We start from the raw sequence: 15255 nt of genomic DNA, 5'->3' as shown, positions 1-15255 counted from the left end.
CTTATTAACAGTCGTCGGCAGCGTCGATCCCGGACCGCCCGGCACGGTCCTCACCGTTGGGGCAACGGCTGTGCGTATCCCCATTTGTGGACGCGGCCCGGCCTGATCGACGCTTCGGCGGTGGCGATGCGTACGGCGTCGATGCCGCCTTGCTTGAAGATCGACGGTACGTCGATGCCGGTGACTATTTGTAGCTCCTCGGCGACTCTCTCGCGGAGTTGCTCCTCCTCGGTGAACTCTTCCACGAGGTTCTCCAGGGTGATCGCCTCGCCGAAGCGATAGCACACATCCTGATCGAGCTCTGACCGCGTCGTTGCCCACTCGTCCTGCGCGAACGAGAGGTCGTCCAACCCGCCGAGTGCCAGTCCCAGTATGTCGCCGAATCGGAGGAGCGAGTTGTGCCGCACGGTGTCGTCCGAATCGTCTTCGGCGCGGCGTAGCAGCAATTCGGCGGCTGCGGGTGAGCCGATCAGAAAAACGGGATCGACCGCAGCGCCTCGCACCTCGGCACTCGGATCGGCCAGAGCGGTCGCCAGTTGTCGTAGGGCATCCTGGTCGATCACGATACGGAGCGCGGTGGTGGCCAGTGACCGAGCAGTTTCGTGATCGCTCTCCATCAGCCGGTAGAGGGCGGGGGCGCCGCTGTGGTCGTTCGTGGTGGCCAGGGCGGTGGCCGTGTTGACCAGTAGTAACGGCAATTCCGGATTGTCCGGGTCGGTCTGCTGTTCCGCGAGAGTGGCATGCAGAGCCTGGGTGGCGGCTGGCTGTTTGACGCCGTAGAGCGCACTGGCCGCCGCCGCTCGGGTCGTGAACAGTGCCCCAGGATCAGTGAGGTGTTGGAGCGCGATGTCCAACGCACTCGCCTCGTCGTTATGCGCGAGAGCCCAGAGAACACTGCTGACTGTCGCGTAATTGCCGATGTCGACATTCCGCTGCAACACGGGGACGGCTGCCGGGTAGGTGCTGCGCCGCACCACCTCGTACAGGCTCGGAAGATAGCGATTTGCCTTCGTGTGCGCGGCGGCGAGGACCTGTTGAAGAGCGTCGGGCCCGCTGGTGACCAGTTCGTTGATCAACCGCTCCGGATTGTCTGCGACCAGGGATTCATGGATGAGTCGCTGTGTCTCGCCGTTGGCGTCCGTCACTTTATGTCCTTCATGATCTCCGGTTTCAGCCAGTACTCGAAGAAATTCGTGATTGGCGTATGCTGCCCCGTGCGGATGAAGATCAGATTGTTGAGTGAGTTGTCTCCGCCCCAGTTGACCGGCTTGACGTGGTGTTCTTCCCACCTCCCCTTGTGCAGGTTCAGGTCGAGCCAACCCATGCCGTGTTGCTGTTCGATGACGCGCTTGGCCCCATTCTCCGCCAAGTGCTGAAGGCCCGGTTTCGTCCACTCCGGATTCTGGATTTGGAGCTTACGCTTCTCGAGATCTTTCTGTCGGGTCAGCTCGGCTCGCCAGGTGTTCGTGTAGACGGCTCCCATGGTCCCGCCGCTCGGTACGGCATAGTTGCCGGCCGGTCGCGGCACCTTTCCGTCGGCCCGCACCAGGAACACATTTCCGGGATGCTTGTCGACTGTGGTGAGTGAGTCGTACCGCTGCCAGGCGGCCGAGACCAGGTTGGCGAAACTGCCGGTGAAGGCGTTGGGTCCTGTCTTGGTGGCCTTGTAGAGCCCTGGCCCGCCGCCAGTAATCTTGTCGGGCGGACTCTTCTTTCTCGGATTGACCGTCGCCTCGAAATGTACCGTCTTCTCGGTCTCGTTCTGGTTTTCCACCACGAGAGTGAGCGAGGTGAGGCGGTGTCGGCGCTGAATGGCGGGAAGACGACTCTGAATTTCCGGGATCGTGGCGCCGGGGCGAACGAGCAGTCGGGCGTCGCGCAGGCCGGCGTCCAGAGCCCTTTCATGCTCCTGCGGGCTGCGCTTGTCCTTCTTGCCGAACTTGCTCTTGAGCTTGGCCCAGAGCTTCTTGCCGAGGCCGGCGACCTTGTCGACGATCCAGAGGACCGCCTTCTTCACCGGCTTGCCGAGAGCGGCGAAGAAGCTCTTGACCTTGCTCGCGATGCCGCCGATGCCCATCACCGCCGCGAGCACCCCGATCAGCACGGGCACCGACCGGGCCAGGGCCTTCTCGATAAGTGCCGGCACGCCGCCGGCCCCGCCGCCGGCGATGGCGATGATGGCGTCGAGGACCGAGTTGACGAACTCGATGATCTGGGCGCCCTGGTTGATGATGAACGAGACGAAGTCGATGATCATCTTGACCGCGCGGATGAACGCCGACGCGGGGTTGAGCAGGCTGAGGATCCAGGTGATGCCGGCCATCAGGACGGTCGGGATCAGGTACTCGCTGATCTTGGAGAAGAGGTTGGCCTTGAGGTCGCCGACCTTCTCCTTGATCTCCTCCCAGATGCCGCCGAGGCCCTGCGACTGCACCTTCTGCACGATCGGCACGGACTTCTCCACCGCACCCATGGCCTGCTCGGGCACGCCGCGCTTGATGATCAGACCACGGATGGACGCCCAGGTCAGCCCCAACAGCGAGCCGATCATCATGACGATGCCGCGCAGGTCGAACTTGGCCGGCAACTCCAGCCCGGCGCCGGCCATCGCGCCGGTGAGCCAGCCGACCAGGCCCTTCTTCAGGTGCTCGCCGATGTTGGCGATGAACGCCTTCAGGCCCGCGCCGACCGCGCTGACCAAATTGCCGAGGAAGCCGATCGGGTCCTTGATGATCGCCGCGACCGCGCTCGCGGCCTTGGCCAGGACGCCGAGCAGCATGTCCTTGAGTTCCAGGATGGTCTTGATGGCACCACCGACGGCGTCGACGGCCTTGGCGACCAGACCCTTGTTCTTCTCCTTCTCGGCGGCGATCTCCTCGTCCACCGAGGCGAGCGCCTCGTTGTACTTCGTCGCCAGGGTGTTGACGAGTTCGGTGCCCTTGTTGTTGACCGACTCGGTCAGCTCGTCGAACTTGCCGGCGAAATCGGCGGCGGCCTCGCGGCCCAGCGCCTGGAGGTCGGCGGGGAGCTTGCGCACCTCGGCCTGTAGCTCGTTGCGGCCGGTGGCGATGCGCTGCTTGGCCCGGGTCAACTCGGCGCCGATGGTGTCGGCCACCGACGAGATGACCTGCTGCATCCGGTCGACGTAGCCCTTGCGGGCCGTCACGAAGATCTGGTTGGCCTCCTCGGGCAGCCCGGCGAACTTGTCCCTGATCCACCGGCCCGCGCCGGTGATGCCCGAGTAGCGCTTGTCCTTGTACTCGTCCATCCGCCGCTTGTGCTCGGCGGTGAACGCGTCCCGTGCCGCCTTCTCCCCGGCCGTGAACTGGGCGTCGACCTTCTTGTCCAGCCCGGAGAGGATGTCCTCGACGTCCTTCTTCGTCGCGTCGAAGACCTTTTGCAGGATCGCGGTGACCTTCGCCCGCTTCACCTCGTCGGCGGACTTGGCCTGCTCCTTGCCCGCCCCGACCTGCGCACCGGCCTGCTTACGGTCACCGGCGAGGGTGGTCATCGCCGCCGCACCGGCCTGCCCGGCCGCCGCCTTGGCCCCGGCCAGGGTCTTCGCCTCCGCCGCCCGCACCTGCCCGGGCGCGGTGGCGGCGTGCTGCTCGACGGCGTTCTTCTCCTTCAACGCCCCGGTGAACTCCGGCTCGTTGGACTTCGCCAGCTGCTCCTCGGTCACCTGCGCGTCGGCCATCTGCTGGTCGACCTGCTTCGGCCCGGCTGAGAAATCGGTCGCCGCAGGCGGTGCCTTGTCCGGTATCGCCTTGGCCGCATCCGGAGCACCCGGCGTGCCTGGCGACTTCTCCGCCACCAGCGGGGTTACCGGCTTCTCCTTCGCCGCCGCCGTGTCCGGTGGCGCCTTGGTGGTGGTCTCGATCGCGTTCGCCGACGCCTTCTTGCCGTCGGTCACCTGGCCCTGCACCTGGCCCTTGACCGCGTCGGCCTTACCCGAGTCGCCGAACTTGTCGGCCTCGTCGAGGTTCTTCGGCGCCTGCGCGGCGATCGCCTCGTTGACCGCCCGCACGAACGCCGCCTTGTCGAACTCACCCGGCTTTGCGGCGTTCATCTTCTCCGCGTTCGCCGCCTTGCCCTGTGCCTCCTTGTCGTCCTGCGGTGGCTTCGCCGCGCCCTGCGCCTTTGCCGCCTCCGCCTTCGCCGGTGGGTGTGCGGCCAGCAGCTTCTGCTTGCCGCGCACGTCCGCCTTCAGCGCCGTGAACTTCGGGTCCGCGTTGGGCCCGGGCCGCTGCCCGGTCGCGGCGTCCGCGCCAGGAGCCAGGCGTTGCACCGGTACGGGAACCGACGGCTCGACAACGGCGCCGTCGGTGCTGGGTGCCGGGGCCAGCTGAGCCGTAGCCGACGACGGGGTGGAACCGGTCTGCGTGGGTGTGCCGCCGGACGCCGGTCGGGCGGTGGCGGTCGGTCGGCGTGCGGCCGGTGCGGCTGCCTTGCGTCGCGCCACCAGCGCGGACACCGCGCGATTGCCGGCCGCCGCCTGTAACCGCTGGGCGGCGGCGGGGCTCAACGGGCGACTGTCGGTCCGGCGGTCCGCAGCGGTCGCCGCGTCCAAATCGTCGGCGGGCCGGGTCGGTGGCGGCGTGGCCGGGCGCACCGCAGGGCGTTGCGCCCCTCGTTCCTCGGCCGGCGCCTTCACCTGCACCTCCCGGGCCGGGCAACGCCACTCAATTCACCGTGAAAACGAGACTCCGGCACCGGGAGTCACTGGTCACTGACCGGGCAGCCTCTCGGAAGTGCCACGAAAGTTGCCCGATCGGGCACTGCCCATCCGTCGGAGCTCAGGCGGCCGGAGCTTCCTCTTCCTCCTCGCCGGCCTCCTGGCGCTGCACGTACGTCTGTGCCGACTCGTCCTCCTCGGCCATCTCCTCCTCGCGCTGCGCCACCGGGTGGTCGTGCCCGGCATGCTCGACGGCCCGCTGCATCGCAGCCGCCGGGGCGGGCGCCGCCGGGGTGGACATCAGCCGGTCGGCGTTGGCGACGGCCTCCCGCTCGAAGCGGTCCGACGGGTCGCTCACCTTCACCCCACCGCCGTGGTCCGTGCCGTCGACCGGCCCGCTGCGCTGCTGCACCACGTGGGTCAGCTCGTGGGCGAGCATGTGCTGACCACCGGCCGAGGACGGGTCGTAGCTGTCGCGCTGGAAGACGATGTTCGACCCGACGGTGTACGCCTGCGCGTTCACCGACTTCGCCGACTCGTGCGCGGCACCGTCGGTGTGCACCCGGACGTCGGAGAAGTCCTGCCCGCCGAAGCGGGACTCCATGTCCGCCCGCACCTCCGGGGCCAGTGGGCTCCCGCCACCTGAGTTGACCACGTTGTGCACGGGCGAGGAATCCGGCTCGACCAGCTCACCGACCGCCCGGTTACCCACCGCCCGTTGCAGGCCGAGCAGCCCGGACGCGCCGAGCACGTCGGGGCGACCGGCGCTCGCCGCGGCATACGTCAGGGACTCGGTGTCCCGGTCGGCGCCGGTCGGGCGGTCACCGGCCGGGCGTACGGCCGAATCGGAATCGAACTCGCGGTGTCCGCGCATGGTTACCCCCTGCCGCCAGGTTCACCTCGACCGTGCACCGTGACCGAGGTTTCCCACCGGGTCGGTCGGCGCCGCAGGAAGGGCAACAAGCGCTGCCCGAAGGGGCAGCGGCTGCCGGTCAACCGGCGAGGCCGAGGTAGGGACCGAACTCGCTCTCCAGGGTCAGCCGGCCGAGCTTGCGGTACTCGCGGCCGACCGCGCCGATCAGCTCCGCCATGCCGACCGGGCGGCCCGCCCCGGCGGCGAGGTAGCCGGCGGTCACCGCGGCGGAGCGGATGTGGCCGCCGGCCAGCTCGAACGCGTGGGCCAGGAAGTCCAGGTCCACATCGGCCGCGCGGGGCACCCGGTCGCCGAGGCAGCGGTCCCACAAGGCCCGCCGGGCCGCCTCGTCGGGTACCGGGAAGTCCACCACCACGTCCAGCCGTCGGGTGAACGCCTCGTCCAGGTTGGCCCGCAGGTTCGTGGCCAGCACCGCCAGCCCGTCGAAGGTTTCCATCCGTTGCAGCAGGTACGCGCTCTCGATGTTGGCGTACCGGTCGTGGGCGTCGCGGACCTCGGAGCGCTTGCCGAAGATCGCGTCCGCCTCGTCGAAGAGCAGCACCCCGTTCACGCCGGCCGCCTCGCCGAAGATCCGTTCCAGGTTCTTCTCGGTCTCCCCGACGTACTTGTCCACCACCGTGGCGAGGTTGACCGTGTACAGATCCAATCCCAGGCTGCCGGCGACCACCTCGGCGGACATCGTCTTGCCGGTGCCCGAGTCACCGGCGAAGAGCGCGGTCACCCCGACCCCGCGCCCGCCACCGGGGCGCATCCGCCACTCGCGCAGCACCCGGTCCCGGTGCCGGGCCCGGCCGGCCAGCTCGTGCAGCAGCGACAGCGTCGGGGGTGGCAGCACCAGATCCGTCCAGCCGACCTCCGGGGTGATCCGCCGGGCCAACCGCTCCAGGCCGGCCGCGTTCTGGGTACGCGCACCCGCCCGCAAGTGTGCCTCATCGACCGGTTGGCCAGCGGCTGTGGCGAGTTGCACGGCCACCGAGGCGGCCCGATGGATCGCCGGCGCGCCGAGCACGAACTGGGCGGTGGCGGCGGCCGGATCGAGCCCGTCGGCGAGCCCGTCGGGCAGGGCGGACCGCCATACCTCGGCCCGTTGCTCGACGGTCAGCGGCGCGACCTCCACCTGCAACGGTGGCCGGGCCGTCCAGGCCGGATCCCACGGCTGCGTGCCGTACCCGAGCACCGGCACCTCACCAGCGGTCAGCCGGGCCCAGACCGCCCACGGCTCGTCGCCCTGCACCGGCCCGACGACCAGCCCCGCCCCGGTGAGCAACGCCTCCCGGACCAGCGCGGTGGCCAGCTCCGCCGGCTGCGGATCGGCCGTCAGCCGGGGCAGATCGACCGCGAGGGCAGCCCGCCCGGCGCCGTCGAGCGCGGCCACCGCAAGCGCCGTCGCGCTGCCGCCGGAACGCTCCCGCAGGTACGCCAGGCGTGCGCCGGCCCGGTCCAACGCCCGCCCCAGCGATGCCGCCTCGACCGGCGGCGGACCGCACGGGGCGACCGGTGCGGCCAGCCCCACCAGCAGCGGCTCGGGGGCGTCGGCGCCGAGCAGCCACCCGCTGACCCGGTCCGGTACCCAGAGCCCGCGACTGAGCACCGGCCGGTCGGGGGAGTCCACCCGCAGCAGCGCCAGGTCGATAAGCGGCGCACCGGCGGCCAGCCGCAGTCGGGCCGACGCGGCGGCCTCGGGCAGCCCGCAGAGCCGCAACGCCAGGCCGATCGAGGGGCGACGGCGGGTCACGTCGTCGTTGAGGTAGCCGTAGAACTGCTCGAACCGGCTGTCCACGTCGGGGGCGAGCGCCACCAGCAGCAGCGCCTCGTCCAGCGGGGTCAGCCCGGCCGCGCCGGCCAGCGCCGCCAACCGGTCGCCGGCCGGTGTCGCCGACCGCTCGCCGGCCGATGCCCGGACACCTTCCGGTCCGCTGGCCGCCCGGCTGGTGCCTGCCGATTCGTCGGCCTCTGGTCCGTTGCTTTCCGGGCCGGCGGGCCACGGCTCGAAGGGCTCGCGGGCGGTGGCCAGGGCCGCGTCGACCGCCTCGTCGGAAAGGTAGAGCCCGCGGAACGGGTCGTCCGGCTGCGGGTCGCTCTCCCGCCGACGTGCCACGGCCGCGCGTACCGCCAGTTCCAGGCGTTGCAGGCGATGCAGCAACGATCGGATCTCGCCGGCCACGCGGGTCAACCTCCCGACCGGGCCGGGCGGTGCCCGACCCGGTCGGCCCGGTCGTCGGTGGTGGTGTCGGCGACCTCGGCGACCATGCCCTCGTAGGCGGGCGGCCCGACCGGCACCTCGCGACCGCTCTCCACCGGCGTGCTGACCACGAGATCGAGCGAGGGCTTCAACTCGCCGCCGAGCGCGGTCCAGACATCCGCGAACGCCCGGTCCTCCGGCGGCGGCAGCGCGACCGTCATCGGCACCGGCATGCCGATCGCGGCCACCGAGCCGGTCAACACCGCCGCCGGTACGGCGTCGAAGCGCAGGAAGCACAGGAGCAACGAGGAGAGCAGGCGGTGTTCGTCCTCCGGCCGCTGGGTCCAGGCGGTGACCAGATAGGACAGCTTGATGTAGCGGGGCGGCATGACCCGGCGGCTCACCTGGCCCCGCTCGTCGTACTCGTTGATCAGGCCACGGGAGCGGCGGCGCAGGTCCTCGCGGATGTCGTAGAGGTAGAGGTTCACGGTGGGCGCGTTACGGCGGGCCGCCCACTCCTTTGTCGGCGCCTCCAGCACGATCTCCACGCCGGACCCGGGCAGCGCCTCGTCGCGTACCAGCCGACGCAGCGCGTCGTCGATCTCGTGGATCACCGTCTCACCCCCGCCCGTTGAACAGCGGCGGGCCGAGCCCGCGCGGTACCACCAGGAACGGCTCGGGTGCGCGTACCGGCGCGAAGGCGCGACCGGTGACCCGCTCGGCGGTCAGGTCGCGGGGACCCAGGGTGTCCTTGCGCAGCACCAGGAGTTGGGTGCGGAAGCTGCCGTCCGCGCCGACGACCACCGTGTCCGGAGTGGTGGTGATCCCCGGCGACCAGGTCAACCGCACCCGTGCCCCGGGCGGGAAGTCGGTGCCGATCGCCGCGGTGACGAAGCCGGGCGGACCGATGGCCGGGTCGACGCGTACCTTCGGAGCCAGTACCCGCACCGGGGCCTGCGCGGTCCGCGTCGCCGGCACCTGCCGGACGGTCGCGGTGAGCCGGCCCACGACCGGGGCCGCGACCGCCGCGCGTGGCACCAGCACCACCCTGATCACCTGTTGGGCGCCGGGGCCGAGGGTGCCGAGCCGGCAGAGTCGACGGCCGACGTCGCAGCGTGCGTCGGTGCTGACCAGCGGCAGCAGTGGTGCGGGCGGGGTGATGTCCAACCAGACGTTGTCGGCCGGTAGTGCGGTGGCGTTGCGCACGGTGAAGGTGACCGTGCTCGGGTCGCCGCCGAGGTAGCCGGGCTGGGCGTTCACCGAGACGGTCAGGCTCAGGTCGGGCACCGGCAGGCGCTGGAACGCCGGCTCGCGGCCCACCACCGGGATCACCGTGCTGGCCGGGCCGCCGCCGCTGGGCAGCACCACGATGTCCGAGGCGTCGGCCGCCGATGGCTCGTCCGCCGGGGCAGGGCTCAACGCCACCGCGATCCGTCGGCCGTCCGGGGACCAGGCCGGGTCCGTCACGGTACGGCCGGCGCGGTCGGCCGGGGCGAGCGGGTGCCGGGCACCGGTGCCGTCCGGTCGCACCACGCAGAGGTCATCGGAGCTGTCCGCGTACGCGATGCTGCCGCCGTCGGGTGACCAGGCCGGCGCGCGGTCGGCGGAGCGGCTCGGGCACGGCGGCCCGACCCGGGCGCTGAGGTCCCACTGGTCGGTGACGGTCACCGTGCCGGCCAGGTCGCCGTCGAGGCGGGCCAGCCAGATCCGGCTGCCCTGGACCGCCGGGTCGGTCACGATGATCAGCCCGGGGTCGGACCAGGTCCGGCCGTCGCGGTCGGTGGCCGTGCAGGTCACCACGGTCTGCCCGATCGGGAAGAGCGAACCGGGCGGCGGTTGGCAGCGTACGGGTAGCGGCCGGCCGACCCCGTCCACCGCCGACGCCTGGTAGTTCACCCGCGCGCCGTCCGGCCCGGTGGGCGGCACCCGTACGTCGTCGATGCGGACGAAGGGCGCGCCGGGCTGGGCGACGCGGACGATCAGTTCCTGTACGGCGTCCCGGTTGGGCTGCGCCGGATCGAGGTCGAAATTGATCGTGCAGCGCAGCACCGATCCGGGGACCGCGTCCGGCGCGACGGTGATGATCTCCCGGATCCGGGCCCGGGTGCCGGCCTCCACTTGGGCGGGGTCGGGGTCGAAGGTGACCGAGAGACCGTCGTCGCAGTAGGTGGCTTCGGGGTCGACGGTGACGGTGAGACTGCGGATGGCGCGCTGCACCGCTTCGATCATTCCGGCGGGGGAGCTGTCGGCGGTGAGCCGGCCTCCGGTGGCGGTGGCGATCCGCCCGGCCGCCCCGTCGAAGTTGAGCCCGCGCTCGAAGTCGGCACCGACGATGGGTACGCCGATCAACGCGATCCCGGCGGCCCGCAGCTCGCTGATCAGGCTGGCCTCGCCGATCTCGCCCTCCTCGGGCGGCGGAGCGGTCTTGTCGACGCTGTCGGTGTCACTGATCAGCACCACCACCCGGCTGCTGTCCGGGCGGAAGCCGATCCGGTCGTTGCGGGCGAGTTGCCGCAGCGCGTAGAACCAGTTCTCGGTGCCGAATCCGCTCTGCGCGGTCAGGCCCGCGACGGCCCGGTTGATGAGGTCGTTGTTGTCGGTCACCTCCTGGCGGGGGTAGTACATGAGCGGGTCGTACTGGCCGTTGCCACCGCGTCCGCTGAAGGTCGCCAGGCCGAAGCGGGCGTCCGGTTCGCTGGTCCGGACATCGGCGATCACCTCGGGCAGCCGGGTCCGCAGCTGTTGGATGACGCTGGCGCCGCCCTCACCCGGCTCGGCCATCGAGCCGGTGTCGTCGACCAGGAAGACGATGTCCGGCCGGGGCGGGATCGGCGGGGTACGCACCGACTGGGTGAAGTCGATCGTGGTGCCGGGCAGCGCGGGCCGGTCCACCACGGGCCATTCGAGTTCGCTGTCGCGGGCCCAGGAGTTCCGGGTGAAGGCCAGCTGCCGCCCGTCGGGTGACCAGGAGGGCTGCGTGTCGGCGCCGCGCAGGAACCACGGCATCGGTACCTCGGTGACCAGCCGCCCGTCGGTGACCGAGACGGCGAGGATCCGCGACGGCCGGCGCTGGTCCGACGAGTGGCGGGTGAAGGCGATGGCCGTGCCGTCCGGTGCCCAGGTCGGGTCCGTGTCGTGGTCCGTGCCGGTGGTGCCCGGCGGCGCCAGCACCTGCGGGTTGGCGCCGGTGGCGTCGGCGACGACGATGCGGGCGCCGCCGTCCGGCTGCTCGGCGCTGTAGGCCAGCCGGGTGCCGTCCGGGCTGAACGCCGGAGCGCTCTCGGTACGCCCCGGCCGGGCGGTGAGATCCCGTCGGTCACCGCCGGTGGCGTCGGCACTCCACACGTCGCTGGTGCGCTCGGTGTCGGTCGCCGTCCAGATCAGGTCGTCGCCCCGCCACACCGGCTGGTGCTGGGGCAACGGGCCGGTGGCCACCGCGGTGACCCGCCCGTCGCGCAGCACGTGGATGTCGCCGGCCGGGTCGGTGCGGGTGGTGGTGAAGGCGAGCCGGGTGCCGTCCGGTGACCAGGCCGGTTCGGCGGCGTCCCCCGGGCCGGGCACCGCCCGGGTCACCGCGCCGCCGGTCGCGGCCACGGTGGCCACCGTACGCAGGCCGGGAGTGCTGGCCGGCGCGAAGCGGGTGGTGGTGAAGGCCAGCCGGCGTCCGTCGGGCGACCAGGCGGGCTGCCCGTCGGCGGCGGGGCCGTCGGTCAGCCGGGTCTGCCCGCCGCCGGTCGCCGACATGACCCAGAGGTCACCGGCGAGGTCGGCCCGGGTGCTGGCGAACGCGACCCGGGTGCCGTCGGGCGACCAGGTCGGCCAGCTGTCCTCGGCCGGATGGTCGGTGAGTCGGCGTAGCCCGGAGCCGTCGGTGCCGATCACCCAGATGTCGGCGTTGCCGGCGCGGTCGCTGGTGAAGGCGACCCGCCGCCCGTCGGGGGAGAGCGCCGGATGCGCGACCGTGCCGGGGCCGCCGACCAGCCGCACCGGTGCCGCCCCGGGCCGGCGGAGCCAGAGGCTACCGGCCAGGTCGGCGCCACCGGCGGTGGCCCGGCGTCCCACCCAGACCACCCGACCGGCGCGCAGGTCGGCGTCCTGCTCGGCGTCGCCGCGTTCGGCCTCGGTCAGCAGCGGTCGCGGGGCCCGGCTGCTCTCCTGGCCGATCAGCAGCGTCGGCCGTTCGGTGCTGGTGTAGCCGAGCCGGTAGTCGGCCTCGGCCGCAGGTGCCGCAGGTGCGGCGGGCGGCGGTGCCGGTGCGACCGGCTCGGGCGCGACCACGGCCGGCCCGGCCAGCAGCCCGAGCACCATGACTCCCCAGCGGCGGCTGCCCCAGCGCACGACACCTCCCGTGGACACACGTGCCATCACCCTGGCCGTCGCGGCCCGGCGGGGTGGTGCCGGTGCGGGCCGGTCTGCGGGCAGCGCGGCCTGCCCAAACGGGCAACGGGGGTCGGGGGACCCTGCGAACGCTGTCCAGCCGGGCAACGGAGGTCGGGGGATCCCGCCGACGCTGTCCAGCCGGGCCCGACTGCGGGCCGGTCGCCGCTCAGATCAGGCCGTTGCGCAACGCGTACGCCACCGCGTGGCAGCGGTTGCGCAGATGCAGCCGGTTCGTCACGTCGTGCAGGATGTTCTTGATCGTCCGCTGCGAGTAGGACAGCTTGGTGGCGATCTCGGCGGTGTCGAAGCCGTCGGCGACCAGCCGCAGCACCTCCACCTCCCGCTCGGCCAACCCGGCGAAGGTCAACCCGCGTGGCCCGAGCACCTCCCGCTGCAACGCCCCGACCTGCTGCAACAGTCGGCCCAGCAGGTCCGGTGGCACGGCGCCCTCACCGGCCGCGGCGGACTGGATCACCGCGACCAGTCGGTCCGCGCTCGCCTCGGAGCGGCGCACGATCCCCGCCACCCCGTGCTCCACGGCGGCCACCAGGCCAGCGTCGTCGGCCTGGGTCACCACCAGCACCAGGGCGGCCCGGCTCCGGCTGCGTAGCGCACGCAGCGTACGCAGGGCCGGCTCGTCGATGCTGTCGCTGACGATCACCGCGACGGCCGCCTGATCCGCCTCGGACTCGTCGAGCAGCAACACCTCCGGGCGGGGCCGGAGTTGGCTGACCACGCCGGCACGTGAGATCACGTCAGTGGAGTAGAGATGGACGGGCAGACGTCGCATTGGCTCCCCCAAGCAGCGCACAGTCGAACGACACGTCGCGCCGAGTATCGCTGCGCGCACCAATCGTGCAGTCAACGTGGGCTCAACAGCCCTCACGGGTTGCCCTAAGGTCTTCCTCAATGCCTGATTGAATCGGCCGGACCGCTCCTAGAGTCGCGCCATGACCACCGAGGCCTACCTGGACGCCGACCTGGTCGAGGTCAGCCCGGGCAGCGAGTCGACCTGCCGGCTCGATATCCGCAACACCGGATCGATAGTCGAGTCGTACGCGATCGAGGTGCTCGGCGAGCCGGCCGGCTGGGCCAGCGCGGACCCGCCCCTCGTCACGGTCTACCCCGGCGACACCGGGTCGGCCGTCGTGCGCTTCCAGCCACCCCGCTCCGCGCAGGTGGTGGCCGGGGACCGGCCGTTCGCGGTGCGGGTCACCCCGGCCGAGAGCCCGGACGCGCAGGTGGTGCCGGAGGGCACCGTGCGGGTGCTGCCGTTCGCGGCGATCACGCCGGAGATCCTGCCGCGCACCTCGCGGGGCCGGCGTACCGGCCGGCACGAGGTGTCGGTGGCAAACGTCGGCAACATCCCACTCGGCGTGGCGTTGGCCGGCAGCGACCCGAACAATCGGCTCGCCGTCGCGATCCGCCCGGCGGAACTCGTCATCGCCCCGGGCGAGGCGGCGTTCGTCCAGGTCCGCGCCCGGTCCCGCAAGCTGCTGTGGCAGGGGCAACCGGTCACGCTGCCGTTCCAGGTCGATGTGGTCACCGACGACGTGCCGCCAGCTCGGCTCGACGCGGCCACGGTGCAGGAGCCGATCCTGCCCCAGGGCATCGGCCGGGTGATTGCGGCGCTGGTGGTGCTGGCGCTGCTCGGTGCGGGCCTGTGGTACGCGCTGCTACGCCCGTCGGTGAAGTCGCTGGCCGAGGAGGCCGCCCAGGAACAGGTCGCGCCGGTGGCCCAGCAGGCCCAGGCCGCCGACACCCGGGCGCAGGAGGCACAGAGCAAGGCCGACCAGGCGGTGGCGGCGGCGGCCGGCGCCACCTCGGCCCCACCGCGGCCCAACCCCACGCCCAGTCGCACCCCGGAGGTGGGCGTGCCGGTGCTGCCGCCCGGCGCCGATTCGTTCAGCCGGCGGCTCGCCGTCACCGCGCCGGCCCGGGCCACTCGCACCGACCAGTACACGGTGCCGTCCCGGCGGGTCTTCGTGCTTACCGACATCTTCCTGCAAAACCCGCAGGGCGACGAGGGGCGGCTCGACCTGATCATCGATGGCCGGACGGTGCAGACCGTCGCGTTGCAGAACTTCCGCGATCTGGATTACCACATGGTCTCCCCGATCGAGATTCCGGCCGGGGCGGTGGTGAGCCTGCGGGTCAACTGCCGGCAGGCGGGCACCGCACTTGACGGTGCCGGTGGCGGTGGCGGCCAGTGCCGCGACTTCGCCCTGCTCAACGGCTACATTCGCCGGGTCGCCCCGAGTCCGACCGCGACCCCGGCGCCCTGACGCCGCCGCCCTTTCAACCGCCGTTCACGGCACCGTGCCACGTGATTTGATTCAATGATCACGATGTCTGCGACAATCCGTGTTGTCGCCTGCCATGCGTCAGTCGGGCTCCCCCACCCGCCGTGGCCGGCGACAGCAAGGAGTCGTCACGTGGCTCGCGTACCCAAGGCCGCCCTCGCCACGGTGGCCGCCGTCGTCCTCTCCGTCCTGGTGGTCCCGACCCCGGTCCAGGCCACCCCGCCCAACATCCCGTCGCACAGCACGGCGGTGAGCCGACTCAACTCGCTGAGCGTCGCCGCCGAGTCGCACCAGTCCAGCTACAACCGCGACCTGTTCCCACACTGGATCACGATCACCGGCACCTGCAACACCCGGGAGCAGGTCCTCAAGCGCGACGGCAGCAACGTCGTGGTGAACGCCAGTTGCTACCCGACCTCCGGGTCCTGGTACAGCCCGTACGACGGGGTGACCCGTACCAACCCCGCCGACATCTCCATCGACCACGTGGTGCCGCTCGCCGAGGCCTGGCGCTCCGGCGCCTGGTCCTGGACCACGGCCCGGCGCCAGAGCTACGCCAACGACCTCGGTGGCCCGGAACTGTGGGCGGTCACCGGCAGCATCAACTCGGCCAAGGGCGACAAGGACCCGGCCGCGTGGAAGCCGCCGCGTACCGCCTTCCACTGCACCTACGCCCGGGCCTGGATCCAGGTGAAGTGGTACTACGGCCTCTCCGTGGACAGTGCGGAGAAGTCGGCGCTCAACAGCATGCTGAACACCTGCTGACGCCCGTGGGGCGGTG

At 71.5% G+C, this 15255-nt stretch carries 9 protein-coding genes; 2 read left to right on the top strand and 7 right to left on the bottom strand.

Annotation, left to right across the window (positions count from 1 at the left end; genetic code table 11):
• Nucleotides 1–50: 50 nt before the first annotated feature.
• The 7 genes from QQG74_RS19745 to QQG74_RS19715 all read right to left on the bottom strand — a co-directional run bounded on the left by QQG74_RS19745 (nucleotide 51) and on the right by QQG74_RS19715 (nucleotide 12925).
• On the bottom strand, nucleotides 51–1145 hold the full coding sequence (locus QQG74_RS19745; RefSeq protein ID WP_341716245.1) for a HEAT repeat domain-containing protein: 1095 nt from the start codon (nucleotides 1143–1145) through the stop codon (nucleotides 51–53).
• Nucleotides 1142–4654 carry a hypothetical protein gene (locus tag QQG74_RS19740; RefSeq protein ID WP_341716244.1) on the bottom strand — a complete coding sequence of 1171 codons (3513 nt, stop codon included), beginning with the start codon at nucleotides 4652–4654 and terminating at the stop codon, nucleotides 1142–1144. The genes QQG74_RS19745 and QQG74_RS19740 overlap by 4 nt, the downstream gene beginning before the upstream one ends.
• A 142-nt stretch (nucleotides 4655–4796) precedes the next feature.
• Nucleotides 4797–5549, bottom strand: coding sequence for a DUF4157 domain-containing protein (locus QQG74_RS19735; RefSeq protein ID WP_341716243.1), 753 nt, complete (start codon nucleotides 5547–5549; stop codon nucleotides 4797–4799).
• Between the two features lie 118 nt (nucleotides 5550–5667).
• A complete protein-coding gene (locus QQG74_RS19730; protein WP_341716242.1) occupies nucleotides 5668–7773 on the bottom strand; it encodes an AAA family ATPase in 2106 nt (701 codons plus the stop codon).
• 5 nt (nucleotides 7774–7778) lie between these two features.
• Entirely contained in the window at nucleotides 7779–8405 is a 627-nt protein-coding gene (locus QQG74_RS19725) for a DUF4255 domain-containing protein (RefSeq protein WP_341716241.1), read from the bottom strand.
• 4 nt (nucleotides 8406–8409) lie between these two features.
• Nucleotides 8410–12129 (bottom strand): VWA domain-containing protein, encoded by a 3720-nt coding sequence (locus QQG74_RS19720; protein ID WP_341716240.1) that lies wholly within the window; start codon nucleotides 12127–12129, stop codon nucleotides 8410–8412.
• Nucleotides 12130–12337: 208 nt separating this feature from the next.
• Nucleotides 12338–12925 (bottom strand): response regulator transcription factor, encoded by a 588-nt coding sequence (locus tag QQG74_RS19715; RefSeq protein WP_341716239.1) that lies wholly within the window; start codon nucleotides 12923–12925, stop codon nucleotides 12338–12340.
• 196 nt (nucleotides 12926–13121) lie between these two features.
• Between QQG74_RS19715 and QQG74_RS19710 the strand changes: the two genes are divergently transcribed.
• Together QQG74_RS19710 and QQG74_RS19705 are read left to right on the top strand one after the other, a co-directional pair.
• Nucleotides 13122–14456, top strand: coding sequence for a hypothetical protein (locus QQG74_RS19710; protein ID WP_341716238.1), 1335 nt, complete (start codon nucleotides 13122–13124; stop codon nucleotides 14454–14456).
• A gap of 150 nt (nucleotides 14457–14606) precedes the next feature.
• The gene (locus QQG74_RS19705) at nucleotides 14607–15239 is read left to right on the top strand and encodes an HNH endonuclease family protein (protein ID WP_341716237.1); all 633 of its coding nucleotides are present in this window, start codon (nucleotides 14607–14609) and stop codon (nucleotides 15237–15239) included.
• The last annotated feature ends 16 nt before the right edge of the window (nucleotides 15240–15255 follow it).

It is taken from the genome of Micromonospora sp. FIMYZ51 (assembly GCF_038246755.1).
In the GTDB taxonomy this organism is placed as follows: Bacteria; Actinomycetota; Actinomycetes; order Mycobacteriales; family Micromonosporaceae; genus Micromonospora.
This window is presented reverse-complemented; position numbering and strand designations above follow the sequence as displayed.

Bases quoted from the DNA above. Each gene is read 5' to 3' on its own strand.
- QQG74_RS19735 (WP_341716243.1), bottom strand. From the start codon at position 5,549: ATGCGCGGACACCGCGAGTTCGATTCCGATTCGGCCGTACGCCCGGCC.
- QQG74_RS19710 (WP_341716238.1), top strand. From the start codon at position 13,122: ATGACCACCGAGGCCTACCTGGACGCCGACCTGGTCGAGGTCAGCCCG.